At 67.0% G+C, this 16,507-nt stretch carries 12 protein-coding genes, 1 tRNA gene and 1 pseudogene; 5 read left to right on the top strand and 9 right to left on the bottom strand.

Translation table 11 applies throughout. From position 1 onward, the window contains the following. Positions 1–86: 86 nt before the first annotated feature. The gene (locus HUU96_RS02725) at positions 87–914 is read right to left on the bottom strand and encodes a hypothetical protein (RefSeq protein WP_174291330.1); all 828 of its coding nucleotides are present in this window, start codon (positions 912–914) and stop codon (positions 87–89) included. Between the two features lie 362 nt (positions 915–1,276). On the opposite strand from HUU96_RS02725, the gene HUU96_RS02730 reads away from it, so the two are divergent. Both HUU96_RS02730 and HUU96_RS02735 read left to right on the top strand, forming a co-directional pair. After that, entirely contained in the window at positions 1,277–3,502 is a 2,226-nt protein-coding gene (locus HUU96_RS02730; protein WP_174291331.1) for a TonB-dependent receptor, read from the top strand. A gap of 65 nt (positions 3,503–3,567) precedes the next feature. Further along, on the top strand, positions 3,568–6,039 hold the full coding sequence (locus HUU96_RS02735; protein WP_174291332.1) for a TonB-dependent receptor: 2,472 nt from the start codon (positions 3,568–3,570) through the stop codon (positions 6,037–6,039). A gap of 61 nt (positions 6,040–6,100) precedes the next feature. On the opposite strand, the gene HUU96_RS02740 is transcribed toward HUU96_RS02735, so the two are convergent. The 3 genes from HUU96_RS02740 to HUU96_RS02750 form a co-directional block, all read right to left on the bottom strand. Then, positions 6,101–6,616: a DUF2165 family protein gene (locus HUU96_RS02740; protein WP_174291333.1), complete on the bottom strand. Its 516-nt coding sequence runs from the start codon at positions 6,614–6,616 to the stop codon at positions 6,101–6,103. Beyond that, positions 6,616–8,019, bottom strand: coding sequence for an aminomethyl transferase family protein (locus tag HUU96_RS02745; RefSeq protein WP_217430250.1), 1,404 nt, complete (start codon positions 8,017–8,019; stop codon positions 6,616–6,618). Before HUU96_RS02745 ends, HUU96_RS02740 begins: the two co-directional genes overlap by 1 nt. A gap of 207 nt (positions 8,020–8,226) precedes the next feature. Further along, complete coding sequence (locus HUU96_RS02750; RefSeq protein WP_174291335.1) at positions 8,227–8,856, bottom strand: TetR/AcrR family transcriptional regulator; 630 nt, start codon at positions 8,854–8,856, stop codon at positions 8,227–8,229. A 230-nt stretch (positions 8,857–9,086) separates the two neighbouring features. On the opposite strand from HUU96_RS02750, the gene HUU96_RS02755 reads away from it, so the two are divergent. Beyond that, entirely contained in the window at positions 9,087–9,452 is a 366-nt protein-coding gene (locus HUU96_RS02755) for a PRC-barrel domain-containing protein (RefSeq protein ID WP_174291336.1), read from the top strand. 3 nt (positions 9,453–9,455) lie between these two features. Here HUU96_RS02755 and uvrB read toward each other — a convergent pair whose 3' ends face one another. After that, positions 9,456–11,663 (bottom strand): excinuclease ABC subunit UvrB, encoded by a 2,208-nt coding sequence (gene uvrB / locus HUU96_RS02760; protein ID WP_174291337.1) that lies wholly within the window; start codon positions 11,661–11,663, stop codon positions 9,456–9,458. Between the two features lie 66 nt (positions 11,664–11,729). Here uvrB and HUU96_RS02765 point away from each other — a divergent pair, with 66 nt between their 5' ends. Beyond that, entirely contained in the window at positions 11,730–12,170 is a 441-nt protein-coding gene (locus HUU96_RS02765) for a DUF3617 domain-containing protein (RefSeq protein ID WP_174291338.1), read from the top strand. A gap of 9 nt (positions 12,171–12,179) precedes the next feature. Here HUU96_RS02765 and HUU96_RS02770 read toward each other — a convergent pair whose 3' ends face one another. After that, entirely contained in the window at positions 12,180–13,367 is a 1,188-nt protein-coding gene (locus HUU96_RS02770; RefSeq protein WP_174291339.1) for an MBL fold metallo-hydrolase, read from the bottom strand. 93 nt (positions 13,368–13,460) lie between these two features. Here HUU96_RS02770 and HUU96_RS02775 point away from each other — a divergent pair, with 93 nt between their 5' ends. Beyond that, positions 13,461–15,035, top strand: coding sequence for an amidase (locus HUU96_RS02775; protein WP_174291340.1), 1,575 nt, complete (start codon positions 13,461–13,463; stop codon positions 15,033–15,035). Between the two features lie 18 nt (positions 15,036–15,053). Here HUU96_RS02775 and HUU96_RS02780 read toward each other — a convergent pair whose 3' ends face one another. From HUU96_RS02780 to HUU96_RS02790, 3 genes and pseudogenes are all read right to left on the bottom strand, one after another. Then, on the bottom strand, positions 15,054–16,103 hold the full coding sequence (locus tag HUU96_RS02780) for a Glu/Leu/Phe/Val family dehydrogenase (protein WP_174291341.1): 1,050 nt from the start codon (positions 16,101–16,103) through the stop codon (positions 15,054–15,056). 21 nt (positions 16,104–16,124) lie between these two features. Next, positions 16,125–16,201 (bottom strand) — tRNA-His (locus HUU96_RS02785). Between the two features lie 66 nt (positions 16,202–16,267). Continuing rightward, positions 16,268–16,507 (bottom strand): annotated as a pseudogene (locus tag HUU96_RS02790) (type II secretion system protein N); the annotation flags it as partial.

Genomic DNA, 16,507 nt, shown 5'->3' on the forward strand with positions numbered 1-16,507 from the left:
CGGGCGGCGGCGTCTGCGCAGGCGCGCCGGACCACGCCGTCAACAGGCCGACGGCGGCGAGCGTCGCGCCGGCCAGGGTGCCCGCCCTAGAAACGCTTGAAGCCACTGGCATTGTTCTCATCCGGCAGATTGCGGTTGTTCTCGAAGCATGACGCGTCGTCGATCAGGTCCATCCGCCGCTCGGTCAGCAGCTCATAGACGACCGTCGTCGACAACGGCTCCTTGAGCGCCTCGGGATCGTAGACGGTCAGATTGAGGTGAAGCCGGTCGGGCGCGACGCGTTGGAGCGTCCAGACGAGGTGCAGCGCCGCGCTGTGCGGGTTATACGCCGCGTCGATCGCGGTGCTGGCGATCAGCCCGACCGTATCGACGTGCAACGTGTCGCCGACCCACCAGCCGATCGAATGACCGTCATAGGTCGGCGTCAGGTCCGCCGGATGCGGCCGGCCGTCGGTATAGATGACGACGGGCCGCAGTCCGCCCCAGAAGCTGACCTGCCCCGGCGTCTGGATGACCTCGATCGGCAGGCCGGGGTTGACCACGATCTTCCATGGCATCCCGCTCGGCAGGCAGCGCACCCCAGCGTCGCCGATCACGCGGCCGGTCTTGGCGGCGGCGGCGCGCGCGTCGACCTTCTTCTGGTAATCCGGCGTCAGCGGGAGCGGGAACGGTGCCCAGCGGGTATATTTGCGCTCGGGGATAGGCGTCTGCGCCCTGAGGCCGGGTGCGGTGAGATACGACCCCGACCACAGCCCCGACAGATCGGGCGACCTGGCGTCGCCGTTGAGCTGATAGCGCTTCGCCGCCGGCGGCTCGTCGGCATGGGCCGTCCCGATCCCGACGCCCAACAGCGCCGCCGACAGCATCGACACCAGCCGGAGTCGCGGGAATGTCAGAACGCCTTTCCCTCTCATCGTCGCCTCATCCATGCCAGCTTTGACATCCGATCTGGCAAGTCTAGCCGCCGGACATCAGCCTGATACCGCGTTAAGCCATTGCATGACCGAGCGCAACTAACAAGGTTATCTCCTTGTTTTTGTGCGGTGCGGTGAGCTTTGTGGTTTCTTGTCCTGCTCGCACCGCACGACATTGCACTGCACAACAAACAAGGAGGGCACCTTGTTAGTTGCACGCCGTCGAGAAATGGCTTAGGCGTCGCTCCTGATGAAGCGGAAAGGCGTCCCACAAAGGGGTGCCACCGTGTCGCGAGGCGCCGTCGGCGCTGCAACGAAATCCGCGCGCAAGACGCGGATCGTCGAATGGGGAGAGGTTTGTGATGTTGAATCGATTCGGTGCTGGTGCCTCGGTGATCTGCCTCGTGCTGGCGACGCCGGTCTGGTCGCAAGCCTCGCCGCCGCCGGCCGCGACCGGCACCAGCGACAAGGCGCGCGACACGACCGCGCCCGGCGACAGCGCCAGCCAGACCGCCGTCGATCAGGGCGGGCTGCAGGACATCATCGTCACCGCGCAGAAGCGGTCGGAGAACCTGCAGCGCGTTCCCATCTCGATCACCGCGGTCGACGGCGCGGCGCTGACCGACAAGAGCGTCGGCAGCACCGCCGAGATCGGTACCGTCGCCGCCGGCGTCAACGTGCGGATCAACAACACCTCGTTCCTGCCCTACATCCGCGGCATCGGCACCAATTCGAGCAACACCGAGTCGCCCGCCTCGCTCTACGTCGACGGCGTCTACATCCCCTATTCGCGCGCCGGCCTGCGCGACCTCAACGATATCGCCCAACTGGCGGTGCTCAAGGGGCCGCAGGGCACGTTGTTCGGTCGCAATTCGACCGCTGGCGTCATCCAGATCACGACCCGCGATCCCTCGCAGGAATTGCATGCCGAGACTGGCGGCAGCATCGACAATTACGAGACGGCGCGCGGCGACATCTATGTCGCCGGCGGGTTGGCCGACGGCCTCGCCGCGAGCTTCTCCGGCCAATATGGCAAGCAGTTCATCGGCTGGGGCAAGGATTACACGACCGGCAACTACACCCACCGGCTGGACCGCGACGTCAGCCTGCGCGGCAAGGTCGTGTTCAAGCCTGGCCCGGACACCAAGATCACGCTGATCGGCGAATATTACGACCAGAACTATGTCGGCATCGCCAAGATCCCCTATGCCGGAACCACCCTCGCCTATCGCGGCGTGTCGGGGCCGGTGCAGACCGAATACGACCATTACGGCGACACCGACGGCTTCCTCAGAAACAAGGGCTATCTGGCCAGCGCCACGATCGATCAGCAGATCGGTCGCTACGACTTCAGGTCGATCACCTCCTACCAGAACTCCTATTCGACGCTGCTGTTCGACAACGACCTGACCGCCGCTCCGGCGTTTACGGTCTCGGGCAACCAGCCCAACCGCGCCGTCACCCAGGAGCTGCAGCTCGCCTCGCCGACCGCCGGCGTGTTCAAATGGGTGGTCGGCGGCTATTATTTCAGCAACCACGAGCGGTCGGACCCGTCGGTGCTGACGATGCGGCCGCCGGTCACGCCGTTGCCTGCACTGTTCATCCGGCGCGATGGTCAGCAGTCGACCGAGTCGCTGGCGGGCTTCGCCGAGGGGACGCTGACGCCGGTCGAGGGCACCAGCCTGACGTTGGGCGCGCGCTATACCTGGGAGCGGCGCGACTTTGTCGGCGTGCAGACCACGGGCGTGATCTTCTTCCCCAACGTGCCGGGACCGTTGGTCGCGCAGACCCAGACGGTGAGGAAACCGAGCTTCCGGGTCGCGCTGGACCATGAGTTCGGATCGGCCATCCTTGGCTATCTGTCGTTCAACACCGGCTTCAAGAGCGGCGGCTATAATTTGCTGGCACCGACCTCCGCGCCCTATCTGCCCGAGTCGCTCAGGGCCTATGAGGCCGGCCTCAAGACGCAGTTGTTCGACCGGCGCCTGCGCCTGAACGGCGCGTTCTTCTACTACGACTATTCCAACATCCAGGTGTCGCAGGTCGTCAACAACATCTCGACGGTCAGCAACGCCGCCAAGGCGGAGACCTATGGCCTTGACGTCGACCTGCAGGCGCTGATCACCCACGACCTGCAGATTTCCGGTGCGCTGGCGGTCCTGCACGCGCAATATACCGACTATCCGGGCGCACAGCTGGCGACGCCCAAGGCGACCGGCGGCGCGACGATCACGTCGTTCAACGCGGCGGGCAACCGGCTGCCCTCGTCGCAGAAGTTCAGCGCCAACCTCGCGCTCGATTATGACCGGCCGGTGGCGGGTGCGACGATGCACTTCAACGTCACCGGAGCCTATCAGGGCGACTACTTTCTGGAGCCGGACAATTACATCCGCCAGCCGAGCTATGTGAACCTCAGTACGTCGTTGAAGGTGACGTTGCCGGGCGATCACTTCAGCGTGACGCTGTTCGGCAAGAACCTGTTCGACGCGCGGGTGATCACCGCCGCCAGCGCGACCGCCACCGTCGTCTCCGTGGTCTACGATGTCGCGCCGCGAACCTATGGCGCGGCGTTCCGCTACAAATTCTGACGATCGACGCTCACGTCGAACAGCAAACGGCCCGCCATCGAGGCCGAACAAGGGGAGGATAGAAGATGCGTGCTTCGTTGCTGATGTCGGTCTCGGCCGCCTCGTTCCTCGCCGCGACTGCGGCCGGTGCGCAGACCGCTGCGCCCGCCTCCACCGGCCAGGCCGCGCCGATCGCGACGCCGACCGATCATGGCGAGCAGGCCGCCTCCGCTCAAAGCGGCCTGGGCGACATCATCGTCACCGCGCAGCGCCAAGCGGAGAACTCGCAGCGCGCCGCGGTGCCGCTGAGCGTCATCGACGGGTCGACGCTGACCAGCGCCGGCATCACCCAAGTCGACCGGCTGAACGAACTTGCGCCGGCGCTGTCGATCGAGCCGACCAGCAGCGGCAATTTGATCTTCGTGCGCGGCGTCGGCAACTTCTCGACAACGGCGGCCAGCGACGGCGCGGTCGCGTTCAACTATGACGGCGTCTATATCGGCCGGCCAACCTCGACCACCGGCGTGTTCTACGACCTGCAGCGCGTCGAGGTGCTGAAGGGGCCGCAGGGCATCCTCTATGGGCGCAACGCCACCGGCGGCGCGATCAACGTGCTGCCGGTGCAGCCCAAGATCGGCGAGCTGTCGGGCTTCGCAACCGTCTCCTATGGCAATTACAACACGATCAACGCGGAGGGCGCGATAAACCTGCCGCTCGGCGAACATGGCGCGGTGCGCGTGTCGGCCAACACCGCCAACCACGACGGCTATTTCCGCGACGGCACGTTCGACCAGAAGGAATATGCCTTTCGCGTCCAGATGAAGGCCGAGCTGACGCCGGACCTGACCGTGCGCGTGGCGGGCGATTATGCGCATGACGGCGGCCTCGGCAACAGCGTCAACTATTACGGCGTCTATGCGCGCAACCCGGCGGTGCCGCTGTCGGCAACGGCGGTGCCCGGCTCGAACTATTACACCTTCATACCATCGGGTCTGTCGGATGCGGAGGGCATCCTGTCGCCCGCGTCGCAGGCGTATCGCCAGACGGTCACGCTGGGCGCATACGGACGCAAGGTCGACGCGCTGCAGGTCGCTCCGTTCCAGCATAACGACTTTGTCGGGGTGAACGCCGAGATCGCGCTGAAGATGAGCGCGGGAACGCTGACGGTAGTGCCGCAATGGCGCTATGCGAAGCTGAACTATCTCTCGACGGCCGGGTCGTTCGCTTATGCGAATACCGAGACCGACGAGCAGTACGGCGTCGAGGCGCGGTTTGCGGGCAAGCGCATCAGCCTGTTCGATTACCAGCTCGGGCTTTATTACTATGGCGAGAATGACCAGCCCCGGCCGTCGCTGACGTTGATCAACCTGGGCAGCTATTCGCAGGCCAAGTACAAGACCGACTCCTACGCGGCGTTCGGCCGGATCACCGCCAACATCACGAACAAGCTGCGGCTGGTCGGAGGCCTGCGCTACACCAAGGACGACAAGACCTTCAACTATGCCTCGACCAGCATCGTCGTGAGCTGCGTCGCGGTCAACGCGTTCGGCGCGCCCAACTGCCCGCTCGCACCGTCGGTGCCGCTGTTCACCGATCCCTCGACCTTGCCGTTCCGGGTGCCCGCGGCGGGCGGTGCGCCGATCCCGGTCTTCACCGGACCGGGCGGCCCGAACTACGTCGTCATCCGCAGCCTGACGACTTTCAACAACGTCAAGAGCAACAACCGCATCACCTATCGCGGGGCGGCCGAGTTCGATCTAGCTCCGCGGTCGCTGCTCTACGCCAGCGTCGAGTCGGGTTATCGGTCGGGTGGTTTCTCGCCCGCGGTCGGCTTCGAGAGCTACGATCCCGAATACATCACCGCCTACACGGTCGGCCTCAAGAACCGCTTCCTCAACAACCGCCTGCAGCTGAACCTGGAAGGGTTCATCTGGAACTACACCAATCAGCAGATCGCGCATAACGGCCTCGACCTCAGCGGTCGCAGCGCCAGCTATGTGCAGAATGTCGGCCAGTCCAAGATCAAGGGCGTCGAGGTCGAGGGCCGACTGCTGGCGACGCCGACAACACTGGTCAGCACCGACGTGCAGTATCTGCACACCCGCCAGGAACGCTTCGCCTATCTGGCCGGTCCGGGTCAGCCGCCGCTGACCGGCTGCGCGGTGACCTATACTGCCGCCAACGCATCGCCCTATCTGGTCGATTGCGCTGGCTTCGATTCCTATAATTCGCCGCATTGGACAGTGAACGTCGCCGGGCAGCAGACACTCAAGCTGGGCGACTATCAGCTCGTCCTCGGCGTCGACAGCCAATATAAGAGCCGTCGCAACATCGGCTTCGCCTATCTTCCCCAGCAGACGATCAGGGCGAACTACACGACCAACGCGCAGGTCCAGTTCGGCCCCGCCAACGAGCGCTGGGCGGTGGCCGGCTACATCCGCAACATCGAGGACAACCGCGTCGAGCTCTACTCGACGACCAACCCCACCGCGCTGTTCCTGGCGGCCGGCAGCACCGCGCCGCGCACCTATGGCGTTCGCGCTTCGGCCAAGTTCTGAGCAGCGCTTTCAGCGAGGAGGCTGGCCCGGCCGCCTCGCTCGACGTCGCGAGCGGGTATGGTCAGTCCTCGCGCATGCCGACGAAGACGGCGATCAGCGCGATCGACCCGCCATAGCGGAACGCGGTGTTCGCCGCCTGCGCGAAGATGTGCGACCGCCACATCTCGAACACCTGCTCGCCGATGACCGTCCAGCCCAGATAGACGCCCAGCACCGCGACACCGCAGCCGGCGAGCGCCAGCGACTTGGCCTGCGCAAAGGTCGCGGCGTCCGCCCGGCGCGCCGCCCACATGCGCCATCCGCCGGCCGCGCAGCCGACGCCGCCGAGGATCTTGAACACGACGATGCCGAACCAGCCGAGGGCGATCACCACCGGGCTTTTGGTCGCCTGCCACCAGCCCGCCCCGCCATCGACGGTCGCCATCGAGGTAACGCCGCCGATCGAGCCCATGACGTGCCGCCAGTCGACGATGTTGTCCGCCACGCTGAGCAGGCAATAGGCCGCGACGCTGAGGATCAGCAGGATTTTGACGATGCGTAGCATGGCTTCTTCCCCATCGTGTGCGGCGCGGCTCATCAGATCGACGCCTTGAGGTGCTCCTGCGCCGACTTGGAATACGGCGTCGGCGAGACGATCGCGCGGATCGTCGTCTGCTCGTGGCGCTCGACATGCGGCTTGCGCGAACCGCCGTTGATCTCGCCCCAGGTAATGACGACTTCGCGGCCGAGGTCGGCATGGTCCTCGTCGATGCAGCACAGCGACAGCATGTCGCGCTCGTTGATGTTGTAGCCGGCGAACTGCGACATGCCGATCAGCGTGCCGTCCTGCGAGCGCACCTCATCGGCCTGCGGCCAGCCGAAATAGGACGTCGGCTGATCGATCGCCTTGTAGAGCGGCCCGGGCGTCAGCTGCGTCTCGTAGATCTTGAGCACGTCCTCGCGGTTCCACTGCAGCGCGCGCTTGACCCGCCGCGGCTTGCCCGCCGCCGCCTCCAGCGCCTCGCGGCCGATGAAATCGTGGTCGAATTTGACCAGCTTGTCATAGCCGAGCCCAGACGGCGTCCAGTAATAATCCTCGATATTGTCGGAGTAGAGGCTGCCCGCGAGCTGCGCGTTGCCCTCCCAGCTATCGGCCGGCAGCCACTCGCGATAAGCGCGCAGCTCCTCGCCGGTATAGATGCCGGGCAGCGGATAGGGCACCCAGCCGTCCTCCGCCGCCGTGCTGAAATAGGTGCGCGAACCGGCCTGACGCAGCCCGTATTTCTCGCCGATGCCGACCAGCAGGTCGCGGACCGCATCCAGTTCGTCATAAGGCCCGGACAGCTCCGCGCCGGCGTGGCCGGCCATGCCGTGGCGCAACACCTGCACCTTGTGGCCACGCATGGTCACGTTGGTGACGCGGAAGAACTTGAGCTCGGGGAAGCCGCCATCGCACGCCTCGTCTAGGATCGTGCGGGCGTTGGGCCCCTCGACCTGGAAACGGTATTTGGTGCGCTTGCCAGTCGGGTTGAACGGCGTGGTCGGATCGAACTCCATCGCCACGTCATAGTCGCCGGACTCGCCGTGGAAGCGAACCCAATTGAGGATTGGCATCCCGCTGATCAGCTCAAAGCCTTCGCTCTCGCCATGGTAATAGACGACGCAATCACCGACGTGATGGCCGCGCGGCGTGCAGGCGAAATACTGCTTGGCCCGCTCGGTTGACAGGTTCGCGAACGAACAGGGCGACAGATACTCGAGCATCCGCCGCGCATCCGGACCTCTGACGTAGAGCACCGGCATGTGATGCGACTGGTTGAACAACACGGCGGTCTCCCGCCAGGCACGCTGTTCTTCTCGCCAGTTGCTATACTCCGGGGCGATCAGGTTCTTGGTCGCGAACAGGCCGGTGCGCGAGGCGTGAAACGGTGAGATCGTGTCGTTGTAGAAATACTCGACGAGGTTTTCCTTCGAGTCGACCAGATCCTGTAGGCTTTTCAAATCCATCCTCCCGCAGCAACCCGCGATGGCAGCGCCCCCGCGACCGACGCCGTTTCGGTCGTCGATTCAGCTTAAACAGGCGGCGGTGCCGTCGGTGGACGGTCGCCCCTGTGCGAGGAGGTCTAGGCCATCCGGACAGTGAGTGCAACTAACAAGGTGTGCTGCTTGTTTGTGCGGTGCGGCAGAGTTACGCGACCAAAGCGCCTGCTACGCCGGCCTGGACGGCCGCAGGACTAGGGGGGCGAGCTTGCGCCAGGCTTCGAGCGTCGCGGTGCGCTGCACATGGTAGGGCAGCCAGGTGTTCACGAAGAAGATGCCGCGCAGCAGATACTGGGACAGCTCGATGAACTGCTCGGCGTCGGCTCTGGCATAGCCGGCATGGACCAGCGCATCGAGCCAGATGCGGTCGAGCTCGCGCCGCGAACTGGCGAGGACCGGGTAGACGATCTTCGCAAGCGCCTTGTCCGAGCGCGCGACGATGACGATCTCCATCAGCGCGGTGAATGCGGGCGCGAAGAAGAACGCCTCCGACTCGGCCAGGAACTCGTCGATCGCGGTTTCCGGCGAGCCGATCGTCGACGAGGTCGCCCGGGCATGGGCGATCGCCTCGTCCAGCGCGTGGGCGGTCGCCGCCGTGACCAGGTCGATCTTCTTGGGGTAGTAATGCTCCTGCGCGCCGCGCGACACCCCGGCGCGGGCGGCGACGCCAATCGCACTGAACCCGGCATAGCCCTCCTCGACCAGCGATTGCAGCGCCGCCGTCAGGATCGCCGCCTGGGTCTCCTGCCGACGCTCCGCCTGCGTCCGACGCGTGACCGCCTTGTGCTGGGTCGCCATGATCGGCCTCGCAGTCCCGCGTGATATCGTCACCAAGCCATAACCGGCTCACCGCCTATCGCAAGCGGATCGCTGGCCATCGGCCTGACCGCGACGGCATCGCCCGGCTAGATCACGTCCTCGATCCGGATCGGTTCGCTTGGTGACAGCGGCTCAAGCGGGCCGCGACCAGAGGGGCGGGAACCGGGTCGCCCGGCCACCGGTTGAGCCGCAAAGAGGGAGCATGTCCGATGACCGCCGAACCCAGCCAACTCCTCGCCTCCAGCACCATCACCGACACGCTCAAGGTCGAGAGCCGCGACGGGGCCAATGTCGGCACCGTCCATGCGGTAATGGTCCACAAGGGGTCGGGGCGAACCACCTATGCGGTGCTGTCGCTCGGCGGCTTTCTCGGCATGGGCAAGAGCTACTACCCCCTGCCCTTCTCGCTGCTGCAATATGACGCCGTGCGCGACCTGTATGTCGTCACCGTCGACAAGAGGATGCTGGAAGGCGGGCCGAGCTGGGCCAACAACGCACCGACCTTCGATCAGGCCTATGCCGACCGCGTCGCGCGCTATTACGAGACGCCGAGCCAGGATCTGGCGGCGGGGTAACGCTCAACGCGACCGCCGGCCGCTTCCCGGCATTCCGGCGCGCATCTTGCTCTCGCGGCCGTAGCGCGTCTTGCGGGTGCCCGGCTTGCCCTCGTTGCTGCGCCCCATCACCGGCAGTTTCTGCTGGTCGACCGGGAGGCCGAGCTCGTCATTCTCCAGCTGGCGGATCTCATCGCGCAGGCGGCCGGCGGTCTCGAACTCCAAGTCCGACGCGGCCTTGCGCATCTGCTTCTCCAGGTCTTCGATATAGGCGCGCAGGTTGTGGCCGACCATGTGCGGACGGTCCTCGTCGATCTCGACCGTCACCTGATCCTTGCTGGCGACATGGGCAATGATGTCGCCGATGTTGCGGCGGATGGTGGTCGGGGTGATGCCGTGGAGCGCGTTGTATTCCTCCTGTTTCTCGCGGCGGCGGCCGGTCTCGTTCATCGCCCGCTCCATGCTGCCGGTGATGCGGTCGGCGTAGAGGATGACGCGGCCGTCGACGTTGCGCGCGGCGCGGCCGATGGTCTGGATCAGCGACGTCTCCGAGCGCAGGAAACCCTCCTTGTCGGCATCGAGGATCGCGACCAGCCCGCATTCGGGGATGTCGAGCCCCTCGCGTAGCAGGTTGATGCCGATCAGCACGTCGTACACGCCGAGCCGCAGGTCGCGGATCAGCTCGATACGCTCCAGCGTCTCGACGTCGCTGTGCATGTAGCGGACCTTAATGCCCGCCTCGTGCATATATTCGGTCAGGTCCTCCGCCATCCGCTTGGTCAGCGTGGTGACGAGGGTGCGATAGCCACGCTCGGCGGTCAGCCTAGCCTCGACGATCAGGTCCTGGACCTGCTCCTCGACCGGCTTGATCTCGATCGGCGGGTCGATCAGGCCAGTGGGGCGGATCACCTGTTCGGCGAAGACGCCACCGGTCTGCTCCATCTCCCAATGGCCCGGCGTCGCCGAGACGCTGACCGTCTGCGGGCGCATCGCGTCCCATTCGTTGAAGCGTAGCGGGCGGTTGTCGATGCACGACGGCAGGCGGAAGCCGTATTCGGCCAGCGTGATCTTGCGCCGGTGGTCGCCCCGCGCCATCGCGCCGATCTGCGGCACCGTCTGGTGGCTCTCGTCGACGAACAGGAGCGAGTTTTCGGGCAAATATTCGAACAGCGTCGGCGGCGGCTCGCCGGGCAGGCGGCCGGTGAGGAAGCGGCTGTAATTCTCGATGCCGTTGCACGATCCGGTGGCGGCGATCATCTCCAGGTCGAACTGGGTGCGCTGTTCGAGGCGTTGCTTCTCGAGCAGCTTGCCCTCGATCTCCAGCTCCTTGAGCCGTTCCGACAGCTCGTGCTTGATCGCCTCCGACGCCTGTTTCAGTGTCGGGCCGGGCGTGACATAGTGGCTGTTGGCATAGACGCGGATGCTGTTGAGGCTCGCGACCTTCTTGCCGGTCAGAGGGTCGAACTCGACGATATCCTCGATCTCGTCGCCGAAGAAGCTGATCCGCCAGGCGCTATCCTCGTAGTGCGACGGGAACAGCTCCAGCGTGTCGCCCTTCACCCGAAAATTGCCGCGCTGAAAGGCGGCGTCGTTGCGCTTGTACTGCAGCGCGACCAGCTTGCGGACGATCTCGCGCTGGTCGACGGTGGCGCCCTTCTTGAGGTCGAAGATCATCGCCGAATAGGTCTCGACCGAGCCGATGCCGTACAGGCACGACACCGAGGCGACGATGATGACGTCGTCGCGCTCCAGCAGCGAGCGGGTGGCCGAATGGCGCATCCGGTCGATCGCCTCGTTCACCGAGCTTTCCTTTTCGATATAGGTGTCGGAGCGGGGGACGTAGGCTTCAGGCTGGTAGTAATCGTAATAGCTGACGAAATATTCGACCGCGTTGTCGGGGAAGAACGACTTGAACTCGCCATAGAGCTGCGCGGCGAGGATCTTGTTGGGGGCGAGGATCAGCGCCGGGCGCTGCAGCGCCTCGATGACCTTGGCCATGGTGAAGGTCTTGCCCGAGCCGGTCACGCCGAGCAGCACCTGGTCCTTGTCGCCCTCGCGCGCGGCGGCGACCAGCTCCTCGATCGCGCCCGGCTGGTCGCCCGAGGGTGTGTACTCGCTGACCAGCGTGAACGCCTTGCCGCCCTCGACCTTCGCCGGCCGCTGCGGGCGGTGCGGTACGAAGCTGTCGCCGGTATCGGGCTCGGCGAGGCTGGTGCGAATCTGGATTGTCATTGCCGATCAATATGGGATGGTTGAGCGGTTGCCGCAACGAAGCGGGAACGTGCAACGGGGGTTGTCATGAGAGGAATCGTATTCGCCGCGCCGGTGCTGCTGCTGATCGCCGCCGGGCCGACCTTGCCGGTCAAGCCTGGCAAGTGGGAGACCACCGCCACCATCGACGAGGCGTCGATGCCCGGTATGCCCGCCTTCCTGACCAAGCGGATGATCGGCCACGCCACCACCGTGTCGCAGTGCATCACCCCCGAACAGGCGGCGAACGGCCCGCGCGCGATGATGGAGAACAGCAACGGCAAGTGCCACTACACGGAGTTCAACGCCACCGGCGGCAAGTTCAACGCGACGATGGCGTGCGAGATGCCGTCGGGGACGATGACCTCCACGGCCAGCGGCACCTACACCGCGACGACGCTCGACCTAACCAGCAGCGGCACGATGACCGGCCCGCGCGCCATGACCACCAAGTCGCACAGCAGCGGCCATTATGTCGGCCCCTGCTGAGTAGCGCCTTTATTCCATCGCCCTGACGGCGGGCGTGTCGAGGCACTTCAACAGCGCGTCGCGGCTGACCGGCGTCACCGGCGCGGGCGCGGCATAGGGCGCGATCTCGGTCGGCACGCCGATCGGCACCGGCGCGAAGCCCGTCTGGCCGGTGCAGGCCATCGCCGCCGCCAGCAGCCGGGGCGGGGTGTCGTACTGCTCGAAGCTCAGCCGGAACGTGCCCCAGTGCACCGGGATCGAGCGCGCCGCGCCGAGGCGGCGATGGACCTCGACCGCGTCGACCGGGCCCATATGGCTGCCGAGCGCCATCTGGCCGGGCACGAAGCGGAACGCGCCGATCGGCAGCAGCGCCAGGCGGATCGGGCCATGCGCCGCCGCCTCGGCCGGCCAGCGGCCGTCGCCAAAGCCGGTGTCGCCGGCGAAGAACAGGTTGCCGCCGCTCGGCAAGGTGACGACGAAACCCGACCAGAGTGCGCGGTTGCGGTCGCTCGACCAGCGGGTGCCCCAATGGTGCGCGCGGGTGACGATCACGTCGATGCCGGGGCGGATCGGCACATGCTGGCCCCAGTCGACCGCGGTCGCCTCGGCCCCGCTCGCGCGCTTGATGACGGTGTCGTTGCCCAGGCTGGTGACGATATGCGGCCGGTCGCGCCGCCACAGCCGGGTCAGCGTCGGCCCGTCGAGATGGTCCCAATGGTCGTGGCTGAGCAGCACCAGGTCGATCGGCGGCAGGTCGGCGAACGCCACCCCCGGCGCGGCGACGCGGCGCGGCCCCAGGCTGAACGGCGGCGGGAACGGGCCGGTCTTGTCGCTCCACTGCGGGTCGGTGAGGATGTTGAGCCCCTGCGTCTGCACCAGCACGCTGGCATGGCCCACCCATGTGACGAGCATCCGCTCGCCCTCGACGCGCGCCGGCGGCTTCGCCTGCGCCACGTCGACATGGTCCGGCCAGGGCGGCCGGCCGTCGCGCCCGGTCAGGTAGCGGAAGATGAAGCCGGCGCGGCTGCCGCCGCCGGGCATCTGGAACGTGTCCTGGTCGCCATCGGGGTTGAAGAAGCGCTCGCCGTCGAAATGGTCGCTGACCGGGCCGCGATAATAGATGCGGTCAAGGAAGCGCGGCACGATCGTGATCGCCAGCAACAGCACGATGACGAGGAACAGCAGCACCGCGCCGGTGATCTTGATAACAGCCAACATGGATCATCAACGCGGCGTGCCGCCGAAGGGTGCAGCTTGCCGCCGGCGGGATCGGCGTTACGCTGTGGGGGCTATCGTTCAGGGGAAATCATCATGCGTCCGTTCCTAGCCGCGCTGCTGCTCGCCGCCGCTCCGCTCCCTGCGCTTGCCGCGCCCGTGAAGGTGGAGGAGGCGTCGATCGCCGACCTGCAGACGATGATGACGAGCGGCAAGGCGTCGAGCGTCGCGATCACCCGCGCCTATCTCGCCCGCATCGCGGCGATGGACCGCCGCGGACCGGCGCTGCGCGCGGTGATCGCGATCAACCCCGACGCGCTCGCCGAGGCCAAGGTGCTGGATGCCGAGCGCCGGGCCGGCCACCTGCGCGGCCCGCTCCACGGCGTGCCGGTGCTGATCAAGGACAATATCGAGACGCTGGACCCGATCGCGACCACCGCGGGCAGCCTGGCGCTCAAGGACAATGTCACCCGCCGCGACGCGCCGGTGGTGGCGCGGCTGCGCGCGGCCGGGGCGGTGATCCTGGGCAAGACCAATCTCAGCGAATGGGCGAACATCCGCTCGACCCACTCGATGAGCGGCTGGAGCGCAATCGGCGGGCTGGTCAGGAACCCCTATGCGCTCGACCGCACCGCCTGTGGTTCGTCGTCGGGGTCGGGCGCGGCGGTGGCGGCGAGCTTCGCCGGCGCGGCGGTGGGAACGGAGACCGACGGTTCGGTGGTGTGCCCGTCCTCGCTCAACGGTCTGGTCGGGCTGAAGCCGTCGATCGGCCTCGTCAGCCGTACCCGCGTCGTGCCGATCAGCCATTCGCAGGACACGCCCGGGCCGATGGCGCGCAGCGTGCGCGACGTCGCGGCGATGCTGTCGGCGATGGTCGCCGCCGACCCGGAGGACCCGGCGACTGCGGGGACGCAGGCGCATGATTATGTCACCAGCCTGTCGCCGGGCGCGCTGGCGGGGGTGCGGGTCGCGGTGCTTACCCCCGAAGGCATGAGCCTCGACCTGTCGGCCGCGTTCGGCCAGGCGCTCGCGGTGCTGAAGGAGGCCGGCGCGGTGCTGGTCGAGGTCAAGGCGACCGATCGCAAGGGACTGGGCGCGGCGGAACAGGTCGTGCTCCACACCGAGCTGAAGGCGGACCTCAACGCCTATCTCGCCACCACCCCACCGGCGGTGCGCGCGCGCACCCTGACCGACCTGATCGCGTTCGACTCGGGCCATGCCACCGCCGAGATGCCGTTCTTCGCGCAGGAAACGTTCGAGGCGGCCGACACCACCAAGGGCCTCGACGACCCCGCCTACAAGGCCGCGCGCGCCACTTCCTTGCGGCTGGCGGGGGCGGAGGGGATCGACGCGATGCTCAAGGCCGCGAATGCGACCGTGCTGGTCGAGCCGAGCTATGGCCCCGCCTGGTACTCCGACACCGTCTATGGCGACCAATATGGCGGCCCCTCGTCGAGCGAGCTGCCGGCGGTGGCGGGCTATCCCAACCTGACCGTGCCGATGGGGCTGGTACGCGGGCTGCCGGTCGGGCTGTCGTTCATCGCGACCAAGTTCGGCGAGGCGACGGTGCTGGGGGCGGGCTATGCCTATGAGCAGCGGTCGCACGCGCGGGTGCCGCCGCGCTACCTGCCGACCGCCAACGCGCTGCCCGGGCTGGAGGCGGCGCGCTAGGCGATCAGGCCCGCCCGATCAGTTGCGCCCGATCAGTTGCTGCGCGATCCGGTCGGCGACCGCCGCCGCCGGCGCGTCGTTGCGCTCGCTCTCGTCCCAGATCTGGTGGAGGCGGTGCGGGATGCGGTCGATGCGCGCCATTACCTCGGCCTCGTCGCCCTGACCCAGATATTCCAGGCCGACATTGATGATCCCGCCGGCGTTGATGACATAGTCGGGCGCATAGGTGATGCCGGCCTCGTGCACCCGGCGGCCATCTTCCGCGGTGGCGAGCTGGTTGTTGGCCCCGCCGGCCACCACCCTGGCCTTGAGCGCGGCGATGCTCGCCTCATCGAGGACCGCGCCGAGCGCGTTGGGGCTGACGATATCCGCCTCGACCGCCAGGATCGCGTCTGCCGCCACCACCGCCGCGCCGATCTCGCTCGCCAGCGCTTGGGCGCGCGCGGCATCGACATCGGCCAGGGTCAGCACCGCGCCGTCGGCCGCGAGCAGCCGGGCAAGACCGCCACCGACCGAGCCGACGCCCTGGATGGCGACCCGCACCCCCGCCATGTCGTCGCTACCGAGCCCGCGCTTGGCCGCCGCGCGCACGCCCAGATAGACGCCGCGCGCGGTGTAGGGCCCCGGATCCCCGCCCGCCGCACCGCTTGCGACCGGCAAGCCGGAGACGTGGTGGGTCTGGCCGGCGATCACCTTCATCCGCGCTTCCGACATGCCGACATCCTCGGCGGTGACGTAGCGGCCGCCGAGCGACTCGATCGCGCGGCCAAATGCGGCGAGCTGCGCGTCGCTGACCGTCGCGCCGGGCGCATCGGCGAGGATCACGCCCTTGCCGCCGCCGAGATCGAGGCCCGCCATCGCGTTCTTGTAGCTCATCCCACGCGACAGCCGCAGCGCGTCGGTGATCGCGCCGTCGCTGCCCGCATAATGCCAGAAGCGCACGCCGCCGGCCGCCGGGCCGAGCGCGGTCGAGTGGACCGCGATGATCGCCCGCAACCCGGAGGCGCGATCGGTGAACAGGTGGACGCCCTCATGGTCGTCGAAGTCGGGCAAGCCCCAAGCGGCCATGATAGGTTCTCGTGAGGTGGATGGGGCGACCGACGGGACTTGAACCCGCAACTTCCGGCATCACAAGCCGACGCTCTAACCAATTGAACTACGGTCGCCGCGAAGGCCGCGCCTCTAGCGGGCGGGGCACTCGCGCGTCAAGGCTGGCGCTTCGGCAAACCGCTTCACAGCCTGCCCTGCACCGACAGCCGCCAGCCCCCCGCCGCCTCGACGAACCCCGCGGCCTGCAGCCGCTGCGCCGTGGCCGGATCAGGCGGTTGCAGCGTGAAGTCGGCATGGTAGAGCCCGTCGCCCGTGACCCGCAGCGTCACCGCCTCACCGCCGCCGGTGCTGGTCAGCGGCACCAGCAAAGCCGCGCCGTCGCAGCGGACCGTTCCCGACAGGGAGGCAGGCAGCGCCACCCC

This window comes from Sphingomonas bacterium (assembly GCF_903644135.1).
Classification (GTDB): Bacteria; Pseudomonadota; Alphaproteobacteria; order Sphingomonadales; family Sphingomonadaceae; genus Sphingomonas.